The 23,730-nt window shown below is 70.2% G+C and carries 17 protein-coding genes; 7 read left to right on the top strand and 10 right to left on the bottom strand.

All coding sequences use genetic code 11. The annotated features are described in order from the left end of the window. Position 1: 1 nt before the first annotated feature. The 4 genes from ABIC28_RS14540 to ABIC28_RS14525 all read right to left on the bottom strand — a co-directional run bounded on the left by ABIC28_RS14540 (position 2) and on the right by ABIC28_RS14525 (position 6,359). The gene (locus ABIC28_RS14540; protein ID WP_354579501.1) at positions 2–4,426 is read right to left on the bottom strand and encodes an alpha-(1->3)-arabinofuranosyltransferase domain-containing protein; all 4,425 of its coding nucleotides are present in this window, start codon (positions 4,424–4,426) and stop codon (positions 2–4) included. 37 nt (positions 4,427–4,463) lie between these two features. Beyond that, positions 4,464–4,634 (bottom strand): DUF2613 domain-containing protein, encoded by a 171-nt coding sequence (locus tag ABIC28_RS14535; RefSeq protein ID WP_077040203.1) that lies wholly within the window; start codon positions 4,632–4,634, stop codon positions 4,464–4,466. Between the two features lie 83 nt (positions 4,635–4,717). Next, positions 4,718–5,824, bottom strand: a complete 1,107-nt coding sequence (locus ABIC28_RS14530) for an isochorismate synthase (RefSeq protein WP_097213844.1) — start codon at positions 5,822–5,824, stop codon at positions 4,718–4,720. A gap of 67 nt (positions 5,825–5,891) precedes the next feature. Continuing rightward, positions 5,892–6,359, bottom strand: a complete 468-nt coding sequence (locus ABIC28_RS14525; RefSeq protein ID WP_097213845.1) for a universal stress protein — start codon at positions 6,357–6,359, stop codon at positions 5,892–5,894. A gap of 139 nt (positions 6,360–6,498) precedes the next feature. On the opposite strand from ABIC28_RS14525, the gene ABIC28_RS14520 reads away from it, so the two are divergent. After that, complete coding sequence (locus ABIC28_RS14520) at positions 6,499–7,629, top strand: glycoside hydrolase family 3 N-terminal domain-containing protein (protein WP_097213885.1); 1,131 nt, start codon at positions 6,499–6,501, stop codon at positions 7,627–7,629. Between the two features lie 125 nt (positions 7,630–7,754). Further along, the gene (locus ABIC28_RS14515) at positions 7,755–8,348 is read left to right on the top strand and encodes a TetR/AcrR family transcriptional regulator (protein WP_077040206.1); all 594 of its coding nucleotides are present in this window, start codon (positions 7,755–7,757) and stop codon (positions 8,346–8,348) included. Between the two features lie 69 nt (positions 8,349–8,417). Here ABIC28_RS14515 and ABIC28_RS14510 read toward each other — a convergent pair whose 3' ends face one another. Together ABIC28_RS14510 and ABIC28_RS14505 are read right to left on the bottom strand one after the other, a co-directional pair. Next, a complete protein-coding gene (locus ABIC28_RS14510) occupies positions 8,418–9,305 on the bottom strand; it encodes a MaoC/PaaZ C-terminal domain-containing protein (RefSeq protein WP_097213846.1) in 888 nt (295 codons plus the stop codon). Continuing rightward, a complete protein-coding gene (locus ABIC28_RS14505; protein ID WP_097213847.1) occupies positions 9,305–10,651 on the bottom strand; it encodes a 3-oxoacyl-ACP reductase in 1,347 nt (448 codons plus the stop codon). Before ABIC28_RS14505 ends, ABIC28_RS14510 begins: the two co-directional genes overlap by 1 nt. Before the next feature lie 116 nt (positions 10,652–10,767). Here ABIC28_RS14505 and ABIC28_RS14500 point away from each other — a divergent pair, with 116 nt between their 5' ends. From ABIC28_RS14500 to ABIC28_RS14485, 4 genes are all read left to right on the top strand, one after another. Continuing rightward, positions 10,768–12,105, top strand: coding sequence for an acetyl-CoA C-acetyltransferase (locus tag ABIC28_RS14500; RefSeq protein WP_097213886.1), 1,338 nt, complete (start codon positions 10,768–10,770; stop codon positions 12,103–12,105). Between the two features lie 108 nt (positions 12,106–12,213). Next, positions 12,214–13,209 (top strand): aldo/keto reductase, encoded by a 996-nt coding sequence (locus ABIC28_RS14495; RefSeq protein ID WP_097213848.1) that lies wholly within the window; start codon positions 12,214–12,216, stop codon positions 13,207–13,209. Between the two features lie 614 nt (positions 13,210–13,823). Beyond that, positions 13,824–14,615 carry a glycoside hydrolase family 19 protein gene (locus ABIC28_RS14490; protein WP_097213849.1) on the top strand — a complete coding sequence of 264 codons (792 nt, stop codon included), beginning with the start codon at positions 13,824–13,826 and terminating at the stop codon, positions 14,613–14,615. A gap of 577 nt (positions 14,616–15,192) precedes the next feature. Continuing rightward, on the top strand, positions 15,193–17,316 hold the full coding sequence (locus ABIC28_RS14485) for a VanW family protein (protein WP_354579496.1): 2,124 nt from the start codon (positions 15,193–15,195) through the stop codon (positions 17,314–17,316). Between the two features lie 7 nt (positions 17,317–17,323). Here ABIC28_RS14485 and ABIC28_RS14480 read toward each other — a convergent pair whose 3' ends face one another. The 4 genes from ABIC28_RS14480 to ABIC28_RS14465 all read right to left on the bottom strand — a co-directional run bounded on the left by ABIC28_RS14480 (position 17,324) and on the right by ABIC28_RS14465 (position 22,409). Then, positions 17,324–18,556, bottom strand: a complete 1,233-nt coding sequence (locus ABIC28_RS14480) for an oxygenase MpaB family protein (protein WP_257017778.1) — start codon at positions 18,554–18,556, stop codon at positions 17,324–17,326. 214 nt (positions 18,557–18,770) lie between these two features. Next, a complete protein-coding gene (locus ABIC28_RS14475; protein ID WP_097213851.1) occupies positions 18,771–20,606 on the bottom strand; it encodes an acyl-CoA dehydrogenase in 1,836 nt (611 codons plus the stop codon). A gap of 97 nt (positions 20,607–20,703) precedes the next feature. Beyond that, the gene (locus ABIC28_RS14470; protein ID WP_097213888.1) at positions 20,704–21,312 is read right to left on the bottom strand and encodes a methyltransferase domain-containing protein; all 609 of its coding nucleotides are present in this window, start codon (positions 21,310–21,312) and stop codon (positions 20,704–20,706) included. A gap of 35 nt (positions 21,313–21,347) precedes the next feature. Continuing rightward, positions 21,348–22,409 carry a glycoside hydrolase family 183 protein gene (locus ABIC28_RS14465; RefSeq protein WP_179800693.1) on the bottom strand — a complete coding sequence of 354 codons (1,062 nt, stop codon included), beginning with the start codon at positions 22,407–22,409 and terminating at the stop codon, positions 21,348–21,350. A 195-nt stretch (positions 22,410–22,604) separates the two neighbouring features. On the opposite strand from ABIC28_RS14465, the gene ABIC28_RS14460 reads away from it, so the two are divergent. Next, positions 22,605–23,588 (top strand): isopenicillin N synthase family dioxygenase, encoded by a 984-nt coding sequence (locus ABIC28_RS14460; protein ID WP_097213853.1) that lies wholly within the window; start codon positions 22,605–22,607, stop codon positions 23,586–23,588. Positions 23,589–23,730: the final 142 nt, after the last annotated feature.

Below are 23,730 nucleotides of genomic sequence, written 5' to 3'. Positions count from 1 at the left end.
GCTACGCGCTGGTCGAGGAGCCGACCCGCCTCGCGGTGAAGAACTGGGAGAGACGCCGCAATGCCCGGGCGGCGCGGGCCGAGGAAGCCAGCGGCAACGCGGCCAGCCCCACCGCGACCACCGCGATCAGCGCCGGGAGCTGAACGAGCACCGAGTGGCCGACGTAGCCGTCGAGCGCCCGCCACGGACCGGTGGACAGCAAGGCGGCGCTGAGCATGCTGCCCGCCCCGGCGATTCCGACCAGGATGCGCGCGGCACTGGCAGGCCCGCGTCGGACGCGAAGGATCAGGGCCAGGCCGGTCACCAGCGCCGCGACGATCGTGCCCGGCAGTCCGGCGATCACCGTCGCCAGCGCGAGTAGCCCGAGGTAGCCGACGGTGACGGCGTGCCAGGTCCGCGGCGCCGGGCCTGCGGCCACGCGTCGACGGGCGGGGATAACCGCCAGCAGCAGCAGCGGGATCAGCAGCAGGAGGCCGCCGAAGATACCGAGCCGGTACCAGCGGTCGGTCGGGAACTCGAGGACGACGGTGCCCTCGGTGCCCGCGGGCACGATCCAGCCCTGCTGCCAGCCGTTGACGACGACCGGCGTCAGCTCGGCGCCGTTCGGTGCGGTGGCGACCCAGCCGATGTTGTGGGACTCCGGCACCACAAGCAGCCGGTCGCCGTCGGGGGCGGCCACCCGCAGTGCCCGCTGGTTGGGGGTCCATCCGTCGGTGGGCACGCGGACGGCGTCCTGTGCCACCGGGGCCGTTCCGGCCGAGGGGGTGGCGGCGAGCTGCAGTCCGTCGACGAAGAATGCGGCGCCGGGCGCGACGGTGACGTCCTGACGTCCGGCGGGCAGCGAGATCACGGTTGCCGCGAGCGCATCGGGATCGACTGCGGTGCTCTCGGTTTCGTCGACCGCGCCGGTGTCGTCCGGACACACGGTCGCGGGCACCGGCGCGCCGGAGCGCAACTGCCCCACGGTCGCGGTGACGGAGGCGCGCAGCGTCCGCCCGGCGAGCGAGAGCGTCGGCCCGTCGGCGCAGCCGACGGTGACGGTCCGGTCGGTGGGCTGTTCCTCCACCCCGGTGCCTGCCACCACCAGGTCGGTTCCGTCCTCGGTGGTGGTGAGGACGCCGATCTCCGCGAGCCCGGCCGGCTGCACCTTCGCGAAGCCGAGGGCGGTCTGGTCGAGGACGTCCTCCCAGTCGACCAGGCTGAGCACGATGCGGTCGGTGACGGCGGGTTCGAGGCGGATCGGTTCGTCGTCGCTCAGCTCCCGGACCTGGGGGCCGGTGCCGAGGTCGACCGCGACGGTGGTCGGGGCCGCGGGGAGGGCGCCGAGGCTCGACATCAGGTTTAGCCCCGTCACCAGTGTCGGCTCCGGAAGATTCACCGTCAGAGTCGGTTTCGCATCCTTGCCGCTGGTGGTGTCCTCGGATGCGGTCCACGCCGTGCGGGGGTCACCGTCGGTGGCGGCGAAGGCGGACCCGCGCAGGTCGCCCACGGCGGCCTGCCCGACGGCCTGTGCGCGGCCGGGCTCGGCGAGTAGCGCGTCGAGCGCCGGGCCCTGCCGGGAGCGGAGGACCAGCTGCGGTGTCACCGCGGTGGCGGCCGGTACGGACAGGGTGCGCTGGAAGGTGCCCGGCTCCTCCGGGGCGAGGCCGAGTCCCCGGCTGCACCGCACCCGGTCCGGCGCCTCGACGCAGCCGGTCCGGCCGGGCAGTTCCTGGCCGAGGTCCCAGCCCGCGACGGTCGCGTCCGCCGGGGTGGGCGGCAGCACGGTGCGGAACCGGATCGGCACCTGCACGGGGGCATCGCGATCGGAGAAATCCTCGACGGAGATCTCGCTGACACCGAACTGGGTGCCCACCGAGCCGTCCTCGGTCTTGGTCGCGGTGATCTTGAGCCAGTCCGTCTTGCCGGTTGGCAGGGACACCGTGATCACCTCGCCCGGCTTGCCGACGCGGACGGCGGTGCTGCCGTTGGGTGTGGTCACCTCGAGCTGCTTGACGGGCACGCCGAGCGCCCCGGGGCTGGTCCGCAGTTTCAGCAGGCCGCTGGTCACGGGCGCGTCGAAGTCCAATCGGATCCACTGTCCGAGAGCACTTTCCAGGCCGTTGCTGAACCAGCCGGTCGCCGGGTCGCCGTCCACGGTTGCCGCAGGACCGCTGCCGGGCGCGGTGCCGCCGAGCTGGGTGGCGTCGGCGGCCGAGCTGGACACCGTGATCCGCGCGCCGTCCCATTCGCCCGTGACGAGCGGGGCTCCCGACACCGGGTAGTCCGGCACCAGGTTGTGGGTTCGCCGGGGGTCGTCGGGGGTACGCAGCGCCGAGCTGTGGTTGTCGACCTGGCCGTAGTCGGTCTCGCGGTCGGTCGGGGTGTCCGTCACGACCACCGAGTCCACCGGCAGTCCGGCGCGCTCGGCGTCGGCGGCCAGCAGGACCGGGCCTGCGGGCAGGTCAAGGCCGGCGTCGCCCAGGTCGCGTCGTGCGGCCAAGCGCTGCAACGATTCCGGTCCGCCCTGCACCCTCGGCGTCCCGTTCAAGTCCACGGTGTACGGGCCGGAGCCGACGGCGCTCGGCAGGGCCGGGACGGTGACCCGGTAGATCTCGACGGCCGGGTACTTGGGCCGCAGGTCGCTGTCGGTGACCAGCCCGTCGGCCTCGCCCGCGCCGATGTCCTCACCGAACTGCGCGACCTTCTCCAGTCCCGGCGACCCGTCGATCGCCTGGTGGACCAGCGCCGGACGGGTCGAGCGGGACGTCTCCGGGTCCAGGTCGTTGCGCACGACGACGTAGCCGATGCCCTGTCCCAGCAGGGTTTCCGCGAGGCCTGCCGAGGGGCTGCCGTCCGCCACCAGGCGCTGCACGGAGTCCAGCGCGCGGATCGCGCCGGGCGGTACGAGCGGCACCGCGTCGCGCACCGCCCACGGGGTGTCGGCCAGTGCCTGCATCGGCTCGTCGCGGGTCAGCCCCCAGAACTGGGTCGCGAACGGGGCGCCGGGCACCAGCAGCGCGCGCTGCGCGTCGGACCCGTCGGGGGAGGTGCCCGCCACGTGCTCGCCGAGCCAGTCCGCGGCCTCGTGCCAGTACCTCGGCACCTCCGGGTAGGCCCCGCGGGGCGCGAGCTTGCCGGTCCAGGCCAGCGAGGTCGCCAGGGTGAGCGCGACCAGGATCAGGCTGGTCAGCGCGACCATCGGCTCGCGTTCGGGGTGCGCGAGCGCGGTCCGCCAGCGGGCGCGCGGGACCGATCCCGGCAGCGGGACCTTGCCGAGCAGGTGCGCGAGACCGAGGACCAGCGGCAGCCGGACCAGCGGCTCGAGCTTGTGCACGTTGCGCAGCGGGGCGCCGCCGGAGTCGAGGAACACCCGGACCTGCTCGGCGATGGGGGAGCCGAGGTCGCCGACGTAGCCCGCGGCCAGGCCCGCGAGCCCGACGAACAGGATCAGCGCCAGCCTGCCCTTGGCCGGCATCGAACGCATCGCCAGGCCGGCCATGCCTGCGGCGGCGATCAGTCCGGTCGCGAGGACCGCGGCGGGCTGGGTGACCAGCACCGCGCCCGCGATCCGCTCGGGTGAGACGAACGGCGTCCAGCTGTCGGTGCCGCGCAGCACCTCCGCCAGGTTCGTCCACTGGGTGGTGACCCCGGACGACTCGATGTAGTCCAGGAACGGGGGACTGACCTTGCCGAGCAGCAGCAGCGGCACCATCCACCACGCCGTCGCGACCACGCAGAGCGGGATCCACCACGCGGTGAAGATCCACCAGCGCCGGTTCGGGCGGTGCGCGGCCCACCACAGGGCCGCGACCAGGCACGCGGCCGCGGTGGCGACGGCGTTCACCGAGCCCATCAGTGCGACAGCGAGCGCCGACTGGGCCGCGAGCCGCGCCGGTGAGTACTTCTGGTCCGCCCGGGGGCCGGAAGTGCTCACGAGCGAGGACGTCGCCAGGATGACCGGCAGCAGCACCCAGGGCGCCAGCATCATCGGCAGCGTCTCGGAGGAGATCGACCCGAGGGTGGTCAGGACCCGCGGCGACAGCGCGAACGCCACGGCCGCGATGATCCGGGAGCTCCGACTGCCGATGCCGAGGGCCTCGGCTACCCGGATGATGCCCCAGAACCCGGCGATGAGCAGCAGCGCCCACCAGATGCGCTGGGTGATCCACGGTGGGATGTGCGCGAGCTCGCCGAGGCTGAAGAAGGCGCCGTGCGGGAAGAAGTAGCCGTAGGCCTGGTTCTGCACCTGGCCGAGAGGTGCCTGGCTACTCCACTGGTGCGACGCGCGCTCGAGGAACCCGATCGGGTTCTGGGTGAGGTCGAACTTGGTGTCGGCGACCAGCTGGCCGGGGGCCTGCAGGAACGCAAGAAGAAACGCTATGGCGGAGGCGCCGAACAGCCACCGACGGGTCAGTGGGGCGTTGTTCGGCGCCTCGGACGCCAAGACAGAAGGAGTGCGGGAACTCGCGCTTCCAGCGTTCTTAACGGCTGCCGTACTCAACCTGGTTCAGCAGGGAGGAATCGGCGTTGCCGCTGCGATCGATGTCCGGACGAGTGTTGTCCGACGCGGCCGCAGTAACCCCGAAGACGGCGCCCAGACCGAGCACCGCACCGATCACTGCGCTTGCCACACCGGGGACAAGGAACTTCATCTCGGATCTCCCATTTGCTACTGACCGGAAACGTCTCGCGTCAAGGTATCACCTGGGACCCGACGGTCGGGTTCGCTTACCGGTTACGCGCCGCGGCCGGCCGGTTCGGGGTCGACGCCGAGCGCCCCGAGCAGCGTGCGGAGCTTCGCGGACGTCTCGGCCAGCTCGGAATCGGGGTCGGAGGCGGCCACGATGCCCCCGCCCGCCCACGCTCGCGCGCGCAGGCCGTCCGCGTCGATCTCGGCGCACCGGATGGCCACCACCCATTCGCCGTCGCCGTCGTGGTCGCACCAGCCGGCCGCGCCGCCGTAGAACCGGCGCGGCTCCTCGCACTCGCGGATCGCGACGATCGCACCGTCGGTGGGGGTGCCGCCGACGGCGGGCGTCGGGTGCAGCAGGCGGGCCAGCTCCAACGCCGAAGGAGCCGGATCGCGCAGCACGCCCGCGATCGGGGTGCCGAGGTGCCACACCGCGGGGGTGCCGATCAGCCGGGGCGACTGCGGCACGGTCAGTTCGGTGCAGACCGGGTCGAGCACGGAGCGGATCCACTCGGTCACGAAGGCATGCTCCGACCGGTTCTTCGCCGAGGCCAGCAGCCGCTGCCCCTCGGCGCGGTCCTCGTCGGGGTCGGCGTGGCGCGGGGCGGTGCCTGCCAGCGGGAAGCACTCGACTCCGCGGCCGGTGCGGCGCAGCAGCAGCTCGGGGCTGGCCCCGACGAGAGCGTGCCCGGCGTAGCCGTCGCCCGCGGGCGACAGGTCGACGCCGAAGCCGTTGCCCGCGTGGTCCCGCGACACCAGCCGGGCCAGCAGCGACCACGGGTCGATGGGCGCGGCGGCCGAGAGCACCACCGAGCGCGCCGCGACCACCTTCTGCAGGTCGCCGTCGCGGAGCCGGTCGATCAGGCGGGCCACCCGGCGCAGGTGCTCCGCGGGCTCGGGCAGTTCCTCGGTCAAGCGCACGGTGGGCAGGGCGGGCAGCGAGTCCGGCCGCCACGGTCCGTCGGTGACACGCGCGGTCTCCGGCGCGGTCAGCGCGGCGGGTCCGGCGGGGTCGAACGGCAGCGCGCCGACCACGAGCGGTATGTCACGCCGCGCGAGAGCCTCGGCGGCGGCGTCGATCTCGTGGAACCGTTCCCGGCTCCCGGAGGTGCGCAGGGTCCGGTCGGCGCGGGAGAGCAGGAAACCGTCCATCGGTTCACGACGATAGTCCCGCGCCCCCGCGACGGCCTGCCCGGCCGGTGGCTCGGTGCCCGGTGGCCTATGCGCCCGGCGGGACGATCAGCACGGGCCGGTGACTGTGCCGCAGGACGTGGTCGGCAACCGAGGACTGCAGCAGGGACCGCAGCCCCGTGGTGCCGCGGGTGCCGGTGACGATGATGTCCGCGTTCAGTTCGTCTGCGGCTTCGACGATGGTGGTCCAGATGGTGGTGACGCACTCCACGGTTCGGCCCTCGGCATTGAGGCCCGCGTCCCGCGCCAGGTCCAGGCCCTCGATGTTGATGGCCTTGGCGTCGGTCAGCGCGATGTCCTCGGACTCCTCGTCCGGAACCCATTCCGGCTGCATCACGCCGGACAGCCCGGACATCCTGGCGGCCTGGCGGACCATCGGTTCCCAGGCGGTCATCACGACTGCCCGTTCGGCGCTGAGAAAGCGGCCGGCGTATTCGATTGCGCGCTTGGCATCGTCGGAGCCGTCGTAGGCGATGAGCATCAGGTCTGCAGGCATCGAGACCTCCTCGTTTCGGGGGCGATCCACCTCCCACGCTACCCGGTGGAGGGTGTGGCGGACGGGGGATCTGTCCTACCCTCGAACGGTGAAGATCACTCGAGTGCCCCGCGCCGCCGCCCTCGTCCTCGGCCTCGGGATGCTCGTGTCCTGCGGCAGCACCGCGACCGACACCGCGCCGTCGACCTCCGCCTCGCCGTCCCCGTCGGCGGCACCCGAGCGCGACCTCGTCACCGGGGCAAGGGACCAGACCCTGCCTGCCCACTGCGGTGCCGACTTCCTCGCGTCCCTGACGGGGCGGCAGAAGCTGGCGCAGCTGCTCAACGTGGGCGTGACCGGGACCGCCGACGCGGTGGACGTGGTGCGGAAGGAGCAGATCGGCGGCATCTTCATCGGCAGCTGGACCGACGAGTCGATGCTGGCGGGCAAGCAGGTGCCGCAGGTCGAGGCCGTGGCGAAGGTGCCGCTGATGGTCAGCATCGACGAGGAGGGCGGCCGGGTGTCGCGGGTCGCGGACCTGCTCGGTGAGGATCCGCCGCCGCGCACCGTGGCCGAGACGATGACGCCCGAGCAGACCTACGAGATGGCGCTGAAACGCGGGCGGGGCCTGCGGGGCCTCGGCATCACCGTCGACTACGCCCCCGTCGTGGACGTCAGCAGCCAGCCCGCGAACTCGGTGATCGGGGACCGTTCGTTCAGCGACGATCCGGACGTCGTCACCGAATACGCCGGGGAGTACGCCCGCGGCCTACGCGACGCGGGTCTGCTGCCCGTGATCAAGCATTTCCCGGGACATGGTGCGGCGTCGGGTGATTCGCACACCGGTGCGGTCACCACGCCGCCGCTGGACCAGCTGCAGACCCGCGACCTGGTGCCGTTCCGAGAGCTGGTGGACACCGGCGTCGGGGTGATGGTCGGGCATCTGGAGGTGCCGGGGCTGACCGCGCCGGGCGTGCCCGCGAGCATCAGCCCCGCCGCGATGACCCTGCTGCGGACGGGGACCGGGTACGGCGCGCCCGCCTTCGACGGACCGATCTTCACCGACGACCTCAGCGGCATGCGCGCGATCACCGACAAGCTCGACACCCCGCAGGCGGTGGCTGCGGCCCTGACCGCTGGCGCCGACGTCGCGCTATGGCTGACCACCGACGAGGTCCCCGAGGTCCTCGACCACCTCGAGGCGCTGGTGGCCTCCGGCAAGCTCAGTCAGCAGCAGGTGGACGATTCCGTGCTGCGGGTGGCGCGGGCCAAGGGCGTCGTCACCTGCTAGCGGCGGCTTTTTCCTGGGCGCAACCGGCCGCGTGCGGGCGCACCGGGCGGATCCGGCAGAATGTAGGACGTCAATCGATCTACTTACTCTAGAGTAAGATAAAGGGTCTTACCTCTGGAGGACACATGGCTGGCGGGACCAAACGCCTACCTCGGGCGGTTCGCGAGCAGCAGATGCTCGACGCCGCGGTCGAGGTGTTTTCCGTCAACGGGTTTCACGACACGTCGATGGACGCAATCGCCGCTGCCGCGCAGATCTCCAAGCCGATGCTCTACCTGTACTACGGCTCCAAGGAGGAGCTGTTCGCGGCCTGTATCCACCGCGAGGGCCTGCGGTTCGTCGAGGCGATCACGCCCGCGGGTGACCCGAGCCTGTCCCCGCGCGAGCAGCTGCGCGCCGCCCTGGTCGGGTTCCTCGGCTTCGTCGATCAGAATCGCTCGTCCTGGATGGTGCTCTATCGGCAGGCGATCGGTCAGCAGGCGTTCGCAGGCCAGGTGCGCGGCTCCCGCGACCGGCTGATCGAGCTCACCGCCAAGCTCCTCGAATCGAGCACCAAGGATCCCGACGAGGGGACCGACTTCTCCATCATGGCCGTCGCACTGGTCGGCGCGGGCGAGGCCGTCGCGGACCGGATCGCGGGCGGGGAGATCGCCGTGGACGCCGCGGCCGATCTGCTCGAGCGCCTGGCCTGGCGCGGTCTGTCCGGCAAGAAAAAGTAGGCGCTGCGCGCCTGTGCGCGGTTGACGAGTCCCTGGACTCATCAACCGCGCACAGGCGGCGGAGCCGCCTTACCGCAGGGTCGCGGTCAGGTGCGGATAGCCCTTCTTCGGGTGGCGCAGGGCCAGGTCCCAGCCGGTGCCGTCCGGTCCGGGTACCTGATCGGCGTAGACGTTCACCGTGGCGGGCAGCACGATCGGCTTGCCGAACTTGACGCTATAGGTGGCCCGGTCCGGGATCCGGCCCTCGATCGCACCGAGCACCGCGGCCGCGCTCCACATCCCGTGCGCGATGGTGCGCGGGAACCCGAACGCCTTGGCGCCGAGGGAGGAGACGTGGATCGGGTTCCGGTCCCCGGACACCGCGGCGTAGCGGCTGATGGTCGACTGATCGACCCGCAGCGTCCGCATCGGGCGCGGCGGCACCTCGTCCGCGTGCACCTGCTTCGGTTCCTTCGGCTCGCCGGTCGGGTGCATCTTCAGGAAACTGCTGACCTGCCGCCAGACCAGCTCGCGGCCGACGGACACCTCGCTGACGAGGTCCACCTGGGTGCCCTTGGGGTGCCTGCGGATGTTCTCCGCGTGCACCTTCAGGTCCAGCGGCTCGCTGACGGAGATCGGGCGCAGCTGCTCGATCACATTGTCCGTGTGGACGGAACCGATTGCCGGGAACGGGAACTCGGCCGAGACCATCAGCTTCATCACGGTCGGGAAGACCAGGGTGAAGGGGTAGGTGATCGGCAGGGTGTCGCCGAACCGCAGCCCGCACACCCGCGCGTACGCCGCGAGGTTGTCCGGGTCCACCCGCAGCCCCTCGAGGGCGAGGGTCTGCTTCGGCAGGCTGCGCCTGGTGCCGGACTTGCCGACGACGGGCAGCGCGCCGAGCGCAGCGCGGGCGTAGATCTCGAGTGTCTTGGGCTGTTCCGTGAGCTGCACGAGATCGCCCTTCCGCGCGGACATCAGGCGCCGATCAGCGACTGGCCACACACCCGGACGACCTGGCCGGTCACGGCATTGGACGCGGGGCTGGCGAAGTACGAGACCAGTTCGGCGACATCGACGGTCTGGCCGCCCTGCAGCAGCGAGCTCATCCGACGGCCGGCCTCGCGGGTGGCGAACGGGATGGCCGCGGTCATCGCGGTCTCGATGAAGCCGGGCGCGACGGCGTTGATGGTGATGTCCTTCTCGGCCAGCACCGGGGCGGTGGCCTGCACCAGGCCGATGACGCCTGCCTTGGAGGTGCCGTAGTTGGTCTGGCCGCGGTTGCCCGCGATGCCGGCGATGGAGGACACGTCCACCACGCGGCCACCGCCGCGGAGCGCACCCTTCGCGAGCAGGGTGTCGGTGATCCGCTGCGGGGCAGCCAGGTTCACGGCGATCACCATGTTCCAGCGGGCATCGTCCATGTTCGCGAGCGTCTTGTCGCGGGTGATGCCTGCGTTGTGCACGATGATATCGGCGCCGCCGTGGCGCTCGAGCAGGTGCTCGGCCAGCTTCTCGCCCGCGTCGTCGGCGGTGACATCGAGGGCAAGCGCGGTGCCGCCGACCTTGTTCGCGGTCTCCGACAGCGCCTCGCCCGCGGCCGGGATGTCGGCGCAGATGACCTTCGCGCCGTCGCGCGAGAGCACCTCGGCGATGGTCGCGCCGATGCCGCGGGCGGCACCGGTCACCACGGCGACCTTGCCCTCGAGCGGGCGGTCCCAGGAGGCCGGGGCCACGGAGTCGGCTGCGCCGACGCGGATGACCTGGCCGTCGACGAACGCGGACTTGGCGGAGAGCAGGAAGCGCAGGGTGGACTCGACGCCGGACAGCCCGGTCGACGCGTTCGGCGAGACGTAGACCAGCTGCGCCGTCGCGCCGCGCTTGACCTCCTTGCCGACGCTGCGGGTGAAGCCCTCGAGCGCGCGCTGGGCGATCTGCTCGTCTACGCCCGAGGTCTCCTCGGGGGTGGTGCCGAGGACCACGACCCGGGCGCTGGGCGCGAGGTTGCGGATCACCGGCTGGAAGAACTCGAAGAGCTGGACCAGCTCGCTGACCTGGCCGATGCCGGTGGCGTCGAAGACGAGCGCGCCGAGGCGGTCGTCGTGGGGTGCGGCGGCGGGGTAGTCGGAGAGCAGGTTCCGCAGCGGTTCGACCAGGCGGCCCTTGCCGCCGATCAGCACCGGGCCTGCCAGCGCAGGCTCGCCTGCCTTGTACCGGCGCAGCTTCTCGGGCTGCGGCAGTCCGGCCTGCTTGGCGATGAACGCGCCCGGCGCGGAGGAGAGGAACTGGGAGTAGAGGTCGGGAGCGCCCTTGCTGGCTGCCACGGTCCACCTTCTTTGTCGCAATCGGGGCACCCGGATTTCGGGTGCGGTGTCGACATTGAACTTACTCTGGAGTAAGTTCAATGTCGAGGCAGGATCCCACATACATGGAGACCGACGTGACCCCCAGAGCCCGAACCGCCAAGAAGCCGGCCGCAGCAGCCCCGAGCGCGGGCGGCAAGCAGCTTCGCCCCGTCGCCATCGTCGGCGGCAACCGCATCCCCTTCGCGCGCTCCGACAAGGCGTACGCGCAGGCATCGAACCAGGACATGTTCACCTCGACGCTGGACGGCCTGGTGAGTCGCTTCAACCTGCAGGGCGAGCAGCTCGGCATGGTGGTCGGCGGCGCTGTGCTCAAGCACAGCCGCGACTTCAACCTGATGCGCGAGAGCGTCCTCGGCAGCGCGCTGAGCCCGTACACCCCGGCCTACGACCTGCAGCAGGCCTGCGGCACCGGCCTGCAGTCGATCATCGCGGTCGGCGACGCGATCGCCTCCGGCCGGATCGAGGCCGGGATCGGCGGCGGCGTCGACACCACCTCCGACGCCCCGATCGGCGTCAACGACGCGCTGCGCGAGTTCCTGCTCTCGATCAACCGCGCCAAGACCACCGGCGACCGGATCAAGCTGCTCGGCAACGTGCGCCCCTCCATGCTCGGCCTCGAGATCCCGCGCAACGGCGAGCCCCGCACCGGGATGTCGATGGGCGACCACGCGGCGATCACCGCCAAGGAGTTCGGCGTCCGTCGGGAGGACCAGGACGAGCTCGCCGCGGCCAGCCACAAGAACATGGCGGCGGCCTACGACCGCGGGTTCTTCGACGACCTGGTCACCCCGTTCCTCGGGCTGACCCGCGACGACAACCTTCGGCCCGGCTCGACGGTGGAGAAGCTGGCCACCCTCAAGCCGGTGTTCGGCACCAAGCTCGGCGACGCGACGATGACCGCGGGCAACTCCACCCCGCTCACCGACGGTGCCTCGGCGGCGCTGCTGTCCACCGATGAGTGGGCGGCCGAGCGGAACCTGCCGGTGCTCGCGCACCTGGTCGACTCGGAGACCGCGGCGGTCGACTATGTGCACGGTGGCGACGGGCTGCTGATGGCGCCGACCTATGCGATCCCGCGCCTGCTGGCCCGCAATGGGCTCACCCTGCAGGACTTCGACTACTACGAGATCCACGAGGCGTTCGCCTCGGTGGTCCTCGCGACGCTGCAGGCCTTCGAGTCGGACGAGTACTGCAAGGAGCGCCTCGGCCTCGACGGCGCGCTCGGCTCCATCGACCGCAGCAAGCTCAACGTCAACGGTTCCTCGCTCGCGGCCGGGCATCCGTTCGCGGCGACCGGCGGCCGCATCGTGGCCTCGTTGGCAAAGATGCTAGCGGAGAAGGGATCCGGCCGGGGCCTGATCTCCATCTGTGCCGCGGGTGGCCAGGGCGTCACGGCGATCATCGAGCGGTAAAACCGAACGGGCAGGCCGCCGAGCCTGTTGCTGCTGTCGACGCACGGTCTGGAATCACGTTGATCCCAGACCGTGCGTTTGTCTTTGTGGTGCGTGAGGATACGAGCCATGACTGTTCGCACCGTTGCGCTCGCCGAAGGACTCGACGTCAGTGCCCTGGGGTACGGGGCCATGTCGGTGGCCCCCGTCTACGGACCGGTCGACCCGGCCGAGGCCCTCGCCACCCTGCACCACTCGATCGACATCGGCGTCACCTTCCTCGATACGGCCAACGTGTACGGGAACGGCGACAGTGAGAAGGCCGTCGGCGAGGTGCTGCGCACCCGGCGCGGCGAGGTGCAGTTGGCCACCAAGTTCGGTCTCGTCGGCAACATCGCCGCGGGACAGCGGGGCATAGACGGCCGACCCGAGCATGTCGCGGGCTTTCTGGAGGCGTCGGTGAGCCGCCTCGGCGTCGACAGCGTCGACCTCTACTACCTGCACCGGGTCGATCCGAATGTCCCGATCGAGGAGACGGTCGGCGCGATGGCCGAGCTGGTGACCGCGGGGAAGGTGCGACACCTCGGGCTTTCCGAGGCCACCGGCGACGAGCTGCGCCGGGCCCACGCGGTCCACCCGATCGCCGCGATCCAGAGCGAGTGGAGCGTGTGGAGCCGCGACGTCGAGCGCAGCGTCGTCCCCACCGCCGCCGAGCTCGGCGTCGGTTTCGTGCCGTATTCGCCGGTCGGTCGGGGTTTTCTCACCGGCACCTACGACCCGGCCGCGCTCGGCGAGTCCGACCTGCGCCTGCGGTTCCCCCGCTTCGACGCCGAGGCGCTGCCCGGCAACGCGAAGGTGCTCGAGGTGATCGAAGCGGTCGCCCGCGAGTCCGATGCGACGGCGGCCCAGGTCGCGCTGGCCTGGCTGTACGCCAAGGGGCGCGAGTTCTCGTTGCCGGTGGTGCCGATCCCGGGGACGCGTTTCGCCGCGCGGGTCACCGAGAACGCGGAGGCGGTGGCGCTCGAGCTGCCCGCCGACCTCATCTCCCGGCTCGACGAGCTGGCCGCGATCACGGTCGGGGCGCGGTCGGCTGATCCGGCCTGGGTGTCCTCCGGCCGGGAGTAGGACCACCCCGCGAGGGAGCCCGCTCGACGACGGGAGCCGCCCGTCCGGAGTCCGGTCTCGGATATGTCACGGACAGGGCTCGCGGACGCCGTTTCTGTGTCCAACCGAGGTTCGACCAGGCCCGGTTACGGGTGTTGTGTAGGACACCAACCGACCGCCCTGTTTTGCTTGCGGGGTCGCGAGGGCGATGCCTGCAGGTCACGGGACCGCTCGGGAACGCCGTCGTCGATCGCGACACCGACCCGGCCCTGCCGTGCCGGTTCATTGCGATGCGGCGGATGAATCTCATTGGAGTACCCCGACATTGGGAAGCCGGCCGCGCGTCGGCCCGTCCATTCCTGGGCGAATCCTGCCGTGGTGGCCGTGGAGGAGGACTGCCGCGCCGAGCGGGTCGCCCAACTCCGATCGGCATCAAATGTCAACCCGACACGCCAAAGCACTGTTTGTGACGCTCGTCGCAATTGGTTGAAATCTGGGTCACCTGCGACGTTACCTGGTTGTGACCTAATTGCTGCTTGACGGTGACTTGACAGGATGATGACGTCCTTGTCCAAGCGCCCGCGGCACCGTTCGGAGGCCGGATCGACATTCGGTCGAATCTTGGAGCCCGACCCTTGAACGTTTCACGCTCGCGCCATTTCGGTGTCGCCCTCGCCGCAGCCACCCTGATCGCCACCGGAGCCGCAGTCATCGGACCCGGTGGTGTCGCCAACGCCGCCACCGCAGTGCCCGCCGGGTTCTACGGTCCCCTCGACGCCTCCGCGCCCCCTCGGGTCGAGACGCTTCGTGCAGCCAAGCCGGCTCCCGCGGATCCGGCTCCCGCCGAGCCGGCTGCCGCGGCCGAGCCCGCGCCCCAGCCGCCTGCCCCGGCGCCTGCGGGCGTCACCCCCGACGAGCTGGGACGCATCGTGCCCGGCATGCCGGCGGAGAAGATTGCGGAGTATGTCGCTCCCCTGAACGCGGCGATGGAGCGCGGCGGAATCGACAACCCCGTCCGCCAGGCGGCGTTCATCGCGCAGCTCGCCGTCGAATCCGACTCGTTCCGGACCTTCGAGGAGTACGCATCGGGCGGGGCGTACGAGGGTCGGGCCGACCTCGGAAACACCCAGGCGGGCGACGGTGAGCGTTACAAGGGCCGCGGCGCCATCCAGATCACCGGCCGCCACAACTACGAGAGCCTGAGCCAGTTCACGGGCATCGACTTCGTCGCGCACCCCGAGCTCGTCGAGGCGCCGGAGAACGCGTTCACCACCGCGGTCTGGTACTGGCAGTCGAGGGACCTCAACCAGGTTGCCGATTCCGCGGGAATCGTCCGGGTGTCCGAGCTCGTCAACGGTGGTCACCACGCTCTCGAGCGGCGGGTGGCGGACTTCCAGCGTGGTCTGGACGTGCTCATCCGCCCTTAGCGCTCACCGTCCGGTCGTTCCGTGTGGTCTCGTCGGCAAAGGTGCTCGCGGAGAAGGGATCCGGCCGTGGTGCGACAGGCTTCTGCGCGGCGGATGGCCGAGTGTGCAGGTATTTGTGCAGGTGGCGTGGCTTCATCCCGAATCTTGGGACGGCCGAGAAGGGTTCTGATCTCGGTGTGTAACGGGATCTCGACGCCGGTCGATACCCGTGTAGTCCCGCGTTGCAGCCTGACCCCCGACCCGGTTGCAATGCGGGACTACCCATATCCGCGTGTTGGCGTCCGCCTGACTGGACGCCCGACCAACATTTTTCGCCAAAGTTACCGAGGGGCTGAGTCATTCGTGATGACGCCGTCTCGTGGTCCGACGGTGACCAGAGATGGAATCCGACGGTTCCCCGGTCCGGCGACGCGACGAATCTGCAGCCCCATCAGCGTCGCGTTACGCTGGACCTCGGAAAACAGGCGGTTGGCCCAGCGGCAATTCGGTAGGAGGGGCCAGGGTGACGGACGGTAACGGCGGGAGCGGTAGGCATGCGAACGGGCATGTCGCACCCCCGACCGAAGATGGCGGGAAGGTGCCCGGCCATTCCGTCGGCGACGCCGACGGCGCCAAGACGGTTCGCATCGTCCTCGACCCGGGACAGGAAGCCGAGGCCCCGACCGCGCGGATCGAGCGCCAGGAGCAGCCGCAGCCAGACCAGGGTGACGACGCCGGGCCGGACGAAGCCGCGACGATGATCATCCCCGTCGTGCGCCCCGATCAGCAGGCGGATGCGCCGTCGGAGGCCTTCCATGCGCCGGTGCAGGCCTACAGCGATGTGCCGGGAGCCGGCGCGGCCGCCGGACCGTCGGATCCGGTCGACCCCGACACCGTGCTCATGGCAGGGGAGGGCGCCGCGCATCAGTCCGGCCCGCCCGCCGAACCGCGGCAGGAACCCGCCGCGCCCGGACCTCCGCCCGTCCCGCCGGTCGGTCCGCCGAATGGCCCGCAGGACGGCCCCGGGTCGTCGCAGCCCGGGTCGCCGGGCCGATCCCCGCTCGCCAAGATCGCGATCGGCGCCGCGGCGCTGGCCGCGGTCGGGCTCGTCGTATACGGGGCGGACTACGTCCTGTCCGGCGATTCGGTCCCGCGGGGCGTCACGGTGGCCGGTGTCGACGTCGGTGGATTGAGCACCGCCGACGCGGAGGCGAAGCTGCGCGCACAGATCGGGCCGAGGGCCGACCAGCCGGTCCCGGTGCAGGCCGGGGAGGTGCAGACCGAGATCGTGCCGAGCGAGGCGGGCCTCGCCGTCGATTGGTCGGCCACGCTCGACCGGGCCGGCTCCCAGCCGCTGAACCCCGTCACACGGCTGACGTCACTGTTCTCCGAGCGCGAGATCGGCGTCGTCACCACCACGGACCCGGTGAAGCTGACCGAGGCGATCGACGGGATCCGGCTGCAGACCGACCGCGCACCGCTCGAGGGCAACGTCGTGTTCGAGGGCGCGACGCCGATCGCCGTCACGCCCCGACAGGGCCAGAATCTCGACGGACAGGCCGCGGAGACCGCCTTCGCCGAGAACTGGGCGAACGGGGAGAGCGTGGACCTGCCCGTGAGCGTGGTGCCCGTCTCGGTGGGGCAGGACGGCGTGGATCGGGCGATGAGCGAGGTCGCGGTCCCGGCCGTGGCGACGGATCTCGTGGTGACCGGCCGGGACAACAAGTCCGCGGTGCTGCGCCGGGACCAGGTCGGCGGTGTTCTCACCTTTGCGCCCGACGGGAACGGTGGACTCACCCCGCAGTACAACGTCGACGCGGCGATCGGTGTGCTCGCGCCGCAACTCGCAGGCACCGAGGTCCAGCCCAAGGACGCGACGTTCAGCCTGTCCAGCGGCGCGCCAACGGTGGTGCCCGCGGTGACCGGCGACATGATCGAGTGGCGCAAGACCCTCGAGCAGCTGCCCACGCTGCTGGCGCAGACGGGACCGCGCAGCACGGCCGCGGTCTACGAGCAGAAGCAGCCCGCGTTGACCACGGCCGCCGCGGACAAGCTCGGCATCCGGCAGGTCATCGGCGAGTTCACCAGCGGCGGTTTCGAGGCGGCCTCGGGGGTCAACATCCGTCTGGCGGCCAGCGAGATCAACGGCGCCGTCGTCAAGCCGGGGGAGACGTTCTCGCTCAACGGACACACCGGTCCGCGTGGATCGGCAGAGGGCTACGTCGAGTCCGGGGTGATCAACAACGGCCGGCCGGCGAAGGCGGTCGGCGGTGGCATCAGCCAGCTCGCCACCACGCTCTACAACGCCGCCTACTTCGCGGGCATGGAAGACGCGGGCCACACCGAGCACAGCTACTACATCTCCCGCTACCCCGCGGCCAGGGAGGCGACCGTGTTCGAGGGTGCGATCGACCTGAAGTTCAAGAATGACTCGCCGACCGGTGTGCTGATCCAGGCCGTCGGCACCGGATCCGATGTGACGGTGCGGCTCTGGGGCACCAAGACGGTGGACGTGGAGTCCATCCCGGGGGAGCGGTACGCGCCAACCGACCCGAACACCGTGACCCTGCCCAAGGGGCCGGGCTGCATCGCCTCCAGCGGCGCGAAGGGCTTCACCACCAGTGACACCAGGGTGATCACCGATCACGCCACCGGGCAGGAGATCTCGCGCGACACCCGCACGGTCAAGTACGACCCGGTGCCCATCGTCAAATGTGAGTAGCGGCCGCTCAGTCCGAGTGGGTGATCTGCCCGATCGGGGGTCGCTCGCCGCCGAGCAGGCGGCGGTGGGCGTCGTCCAGCTGTCGTTCCGCGCGGGCGTCGACCCAGCGTTGCCCGCCGGGCAGTCGGGCGATGACGCGATGCTTGACGGTGTTCGCAGCGGCCCGCCACACCGGGTACCAGGGCGGCCGCATCGGCACCCGGAGCGCACGCACTCCCGCGGGGCCGAGCAGCGTGGTGGCCAGGCTCAGCCCGCGCTCGTAGTCGTAGGTGCGGCGGACTCGCTGGAAGTTCTTGTGGTGGATCAGCTTCGGCGATTCGATCAGCGACTTGGCAAGAGCGAGGCTGTTCGCGTCTGCCGCCGGTGACGCGGTCCCGATGTGGTAGATCATCCGGCGGCCGCCTGCCTCGGTGAACGGCAGCCAGTGCTCGTCCACGCCCATCAGCCAGCCGACGTAACACCACAGGTGCATCGCGGCGTCGGCGTCCGCCTTTGTGTAGCGCAGGCCGAGAACCCGGGTGTGGATCAGGAAGGTGGTCGAGAACAGTCCGAGGGTGCCCGCCTGGTCGAACTGGTTGATCGGCAGCCCGCGCACGTCGCTGCGCCAGGCGGGGTCGTGCTCGTGATGGTAGTTGAGGAACGCGTGCATCGCCCGCACGTGCACCGTGAGTTTCCAGCCCTCGCCGAAGCGCTCGAGTCCGTCCGGCGCGGTGACCGCGCGCCACCACACGCTGGTCTCGGATACCCGGCGCAGCGTCTGCTCGCCGGTGAGTTTGCCCGATGCCATCAACAGCGGCAGCGGCCCGGAGTTGTTGTAGCCGCCAAGAAGTGAGCCGTAACCGAGGACAAGGGAGGCATCGAGGCCCACCCGGCGCAGCACCCGTGCGCCGTGCGTCAACTTCGCCTCGTCCACCCAGTCGGGGGTCCGGGCCAGCGTCTCGAAGAAGTCCCGCAGCGGGTCCGGCGGATCGGGGATCGAGTCGATGCCGTGTTCGAGGGCCTGGCGGAACATCGGCATCGTCACGATGTGGTCCTCGCGGATCGCCCGGACCAGGGCGTCGGCCGGTTCGTCGCGTTCCATCAGTGCCCGGCCGAGCCGGTCGCGTTCGTCGTCGGTGGGGTCCGGCGCCGCGCCGACGAGCAGGCGCAGGGGCGCCGCGACTCGGCGCGCGGCGATCGGATCCCGCATGAACCGCTGCGGCGCCCGTGCTCCGGTGGTATCCGACAGGCTCTTGGTCACGGTGTGCCCTTCGCTCGGGGGATCCGGTGCCCGCGGATCTGCGTACCGGCCCATGGCCAACATGCAGTATGACAACGCATGTTGTCAATACCTGGTCACGGCCCGGCGCCTGCGGCCCATCCGGCACGGAAACGGCGATGCCGCACACCGTGTCGGTGTGCGGCATCGCCGTTGATCCGGATCGGGCCCGTTTGCCCGGCCGAGCTCGTGCCGTTTAGAACGCGGCCTCGTCGAGCTCCATGATGTCGTTGTCGGTGTTCGCGATGATGGCGCGGTTCGCGGTCAGCTCGGGCAGCACGTTCTTCGCGAAGAAGGACGCGGTCGCGACCTTGCCCTCGTAGAACGACTTGTCCTTGTCGGCGGCACCGGCGTCGAGCGCCTTGATGGCGATCTCGGCCTGCTCCAGCAGACGCCAGCCGATGAGCAGGTCGCCGACCGACATCAGGAAGCGCACGGAACCGAGGCCGACCTTGTACAGCTCGGTGGTCTGCTCCTGGGCGCCCATCAGGAAGCCGGTCAGGGTCGCGGCCATCGTCTGGACGTCCTCGAGCGCGGTGGCGAGCAGGGCACGCTCCGACTTGAGGCGGTTGTCGGCATCCTCGCGCTCGATGAACTTCTTGACCTCGCCCGCCACGTGGGCCAGGGCGACGCCACGGTCGCGGGCGATCTTCCGGAAGAAGAAGTCCTGCGCCTGGATCGCGGTGGTGCCCTCGTACAGCGAGTCGATCTTCGCGTCGCGGATGTACTGCTCGATCGGGTAGTCCTGCAGGAAGCCCGAGCCGCCGAGGGTCTGCAGGCTCTCCGTCAGGTACTGGTAGGCCCGCTCGGAGCCGACGCCCTTGACGATCGGGAGCAGCAGGTCGTTGACGCGGAACGCGAGGTCCTTGTCGGCGCCGGAGACCAGCTGCGCCAGCACCTCGTCCTGGTGCGCGGCGGTGTAGAGGTACACCGAGCGCAGGCCCTCCGCGTACGACTTCTGCATCGCCAGCGCCCGGCGGACGTCCGGGTGGTGGGTGATGGTCACGCGCGGCGCGGCCTTGTCGGTCATCTGGGTCAGGTCGGCACCCTGCACGCGCTCCTTGGCGTACGCCAGCGCGTTGAGGTAGCCGGTCGACAGGGTGGAGATGGCCTTGGTGCCGACCATCATGCGGGCGTGCTCGATGACGTCGAACATCTGGGCGATGCCGTTGTGGACCTCGCCGACCAGCCAGCCCTTGGCGGGGATGCCGTGGCCGCCGAAGGTGAGCTCACAGGTCGCGGAGGCCTTGAGGCCCATCTTGTGCTCGACACCGGTGACGAAGACGCCGTTGCGCTCGCCCAGCTCGTTCTTCTCGAAGTCGAAGTGGGTGTTCGGCACGAAGAACAGGCTCAGACCCTTGGTGCCCGGTCCGGCGCCCTCGGGGCGGGCCAGCACCAGGTGGAAGATGTTCTCGAACAGATCGTCGGAGACCGCCGAGGTGATGAACCGCTTGACGCCCTCGATGTGCCAGCTGCCGTCGTCCTGCTTGACGGCCTTGGTGCGGCCGGCGCCGACGTCCGAGCCCGCGTCCGGCTCGGTCAGCACCATGGTGGCGCCCCAGCCGCGCTCGACGCAGGTCTCGGCCCACTTCTTCTGCTCTTCGGTGCCGTTCTCGAACAGCACGCCCGCGAACGACGGGCCCGCGGCGTACATGAAGGCGGCAGGCTGCGCGCCGAGCAGCATCTCGGCGATGGACCAGACCAGGGCGCGGGGAGCGGCGACGCCGCCGATCTCCTCCTGCAGGCCCATCCGGTACCACTCGCCGTCCCACATGGCCTTGAACGAGGTCTTGAACGACTCGGGCAGCGCGAGTGTGTGGGTCTCGGGATCGAAGACGGGCGGGTTGCGGTCCGCGTCGGCGAACGCCTCGCCGAGCGGGCCCTCGGCCAGCTTGGCGACCTCGCTGAGCATGGTGCGGATCGTGTCCGCGTCCAGGTCGCCCCAGGCGCCCTCGCTCAGCGGCTTCTCGAGACCGAGTACCTCGAAGAGGTTGAACTCCAGGTCACGGACGTTGCTCTTGTAATGGCCCATGTCTTTTTCTCCCGGTGAGACGGTGCGGTCATGCTGTGTCAAGTACCGCCCAAGTAGCTACTCGTCGGTAACTTAGCCGATATTACTCGGCATTCAGTTAGCTGCCAAGATAGGGGCGCCTTCCCACGACCAGCGCATCGATCGCGGTGCCGGTCTCGGTGTGCCGGTGCCGCCGTTCCGCGACTGTGGGGTCCACCGCGTCGCCCAGCTCGTCGACCAGCTCCGTTGGGGTGTATAGGATCTCGATGTCCTGTGGCCCGCCAACGCCATCGGCGATATTGGTGGCGTCGTGCCCGAGGACCAGCAGCGTGCCGCCTGGCCGGAGTGCGGCCGCGGCCCTGCGCAGCAGTTCTGGCCGCTCTTTCGGCGAAAGATGCAGGTAAACGACGAGAACCAGGTCATACTCCTGCCGGAATTCGATCTTCGTCACATCGGCGTGCAGCCACTCGAGTCGTTCGCGCACTGACCGGGGCAGTGGCGCGGCGGCCCTTGCCCCCTTCTCGAGTGCCACCGAGGAGAAGTCCACCGCGGTGACCTGCCAGCCACGAGTGGCCAGCCACAACGCATTTCGGCCCTCGCCGCAGGCGAGATCCAGGGCCCGTCCCGCCGGCAGGGAGGTCGCGAACTCCATGACCACGGCGTTGGCGGGCGCGCCCCAGACCAGTTCGGTGCCCGCGTACTTCTCGTTCCAGTCCTGTGCGTCCATCGCGGTGACGCTAGCCGTGCGCTGCCGGCCGGCGTTCACCGATTGAGGGTGGTGCGCATCAACAGGACGTTGTAGTTGGAGTGCACGGTGGTGAGGAAGTACAGATCGGGCCCGGTGGACCAGGGATGGATGTACGCGCCGTAGGCGGTCGGCAGCTCACGGGCCTCGAGCAGCACCTCCGGCGGGCCCCAGGGGCCGGTGGGTGACGGCGAGCGGCGCATCACCACGGAGTTGAAGTTGTCGGTGGTGAGCATCAGGTACTGGCCGAGGAACTGGTTGTACTGCACCGACAGCTCGGCGACACCGCCGAACACGATGGGCGCGGCCGCGTTCGGGTCGCCCTTCTTCCATTCGTGGCCGTTCCAGTACTCGTAGGCGCCGAGGTCGCGGATCTGCTTCTCCGGCACCCGGGCCAGGTGCACGAGTCCGCCGCGGCCCGGCGGGGTGCCGTATTGGTAGACGAAGCCGCCGTCCTTGACGAACGCGCTCATCTGGAAGTTCCGGTTACCGGCGGTGGCGGGACGGTTGGTCTCGGGGGCGACGGTCCAGTTCTCCCCGTTGTCCGTGGAGAACGCGAGCCCGGAGTAGTTGGTGTCCCACTGGCCCGGCTCGCCCCAGTTCTTGACCGACATCAGCGACATGTACTGGACGCCGTCCACCGCGACACCGGCGGTCGGGATCCTGCTGATCTCGACGAACGGGATCTTCGGGCTGGGGATCAGTTCCTTGGCCTGGCCGAGGAAGTCGCGCGGCGAGCTGTCAAAGCTCATGCCGTCGGCGAGATTTCGATCGGCGCTGCGGAAGAGGGTGTTGCTCCGCCACGACCAGAGGCTTCCGTTCATGAGGTTCGGGATGCCGAGCCCGGCCGAATCGCCGAATGCGGTGAGTACCTCGCCGTTTCCGTTGTCCCACATGATGCCGAGGTCGGTGCCGAGGACGTTGGCATCCTGGGTTCGATTGGGGCTGAGCAGGCCGGTGGCCTGGGCGATGGCCGAGGAGCGGCCGTTCAACACCGGCAGCCCGTTGGTCCCGTTGAGGCCAGGGATCGGGTTCACGGTGTTCGGATCTGCCGCGGCAGGCCCGGCCAGCAGGAGCATCGCCGCCGCCCCGATTGCCGAGACCTGCACCAATCGCTTCGAAGCTCCCACGATCACACCACCCCATCGACGTCCATTGTGACTTTTGGTCATGGAACACGAGTTCCCGTGGCGTGAGCGGCAACGCGCACGCCACGTAGATCCTAATCAGGGTTAGCCGGTATTGCAGGGATTCACCGGGGATACCCTGGATTCATGTTGCCGGTGGTCGACTTCGGCGAACTGACCAGTGTGCGGGGGCGACTGGCGTTGCGCCGGGCGACGCACGAGCTCGGCTTCTTCTACCTGACCGACCACGGCGTGCCGAGGGCTCTGATCGACGAGGTGCTCGGGGTGGCCCACAGGTTCTTCGCGCTGCCGGTCGAGGAGAAGATGTCGATCGAGATGCTCGGCAGTCCGCATTTCCGGGGCTACACGCGGCTCGGTGGAGAGCTCACCGAGGGACGGACCGACTGGCGGGAGCAGATCGACATCGGGCCTGAGCGCGCGGCTATCCCCGGCGCGGTCGGGTACTGGAACCTGCAGGGCCCGAACCGCTGGCCGAGGGCGCTGCCCGAGCTACGGGCGACGATCATCCGCTGGGACGCCGAACTGTCGCGGCTCGGCCTGGAACTGTTGCGGGAGTGGGCGGTCTCGCTCGGGGCGAGTGCCGACGTGTTCGACCCCGCGTTCGCGACGGACCCGGCGACCCTGATCAAGGTGGTGCGCTATCCGGGCCATCGAGTCGGCGAGGGGGCGGAACGGGAGAGCGACCAGGGTGTTGGCGCACACAAGGATTCGGGTGTGCTCACCCTGCTGCTGGTCGAGCCGGGGTCGAGCGGGCTGCAGGTGGAGGGGCGCGGCGGTGACTGGATCGACGCCCCGCCGCTGCCGGGGGCGTTCATCGTGAACATCGGCGAGCTGCTCGAGGTGGCAACCGCGGGATACCTGAGGGCGACCAGGCATCGGGTGCTCTCGGCCCCGGGTTCGCCCGAGCGGATCTCGGTGCCCTACTTCTTCAACCCCGCGCTCGACGCGGTGGTGCCGGTGCTGACCTTGCCCGCGGAGCTGGCCGGCCGGGCGCGCGGGGTCAGCGCAGACCCGGGAAACCCCATCTTCGACACCTACGGCGCGAACGCGTGGAAGAGCAGGGTGCGCGCGCACCCGGACGTGGCGGCCCGCTGGGGGTACACCAGCTGAACCGCGCGGCCGTACGCGATTGTGTACCGCATCGCCCTTGTGGGCTGGATCACCGTCCAGTTTCTTTGGGCGCTACGGTGTCGAGCGAGGAGAGTTCGTGGGTTTCGCCCGAGCATCCCGAAGCGAAACTTTGAACAAGAGG

It is taken from the genome of Rhodococcus sp. PvR044, assembly GCF_040548995.1.
Classification (GTDB): domain Bacteria; phylum Actinomycetota; class Actinomycetes; order Mycobacteriales; family Mycobacteriaceae; genus Rhodococcus_G; species Rhodococcus_G oryzae.
This window is presented reverse-complemented; position numbering and strand designations above follow the sequence as displayed.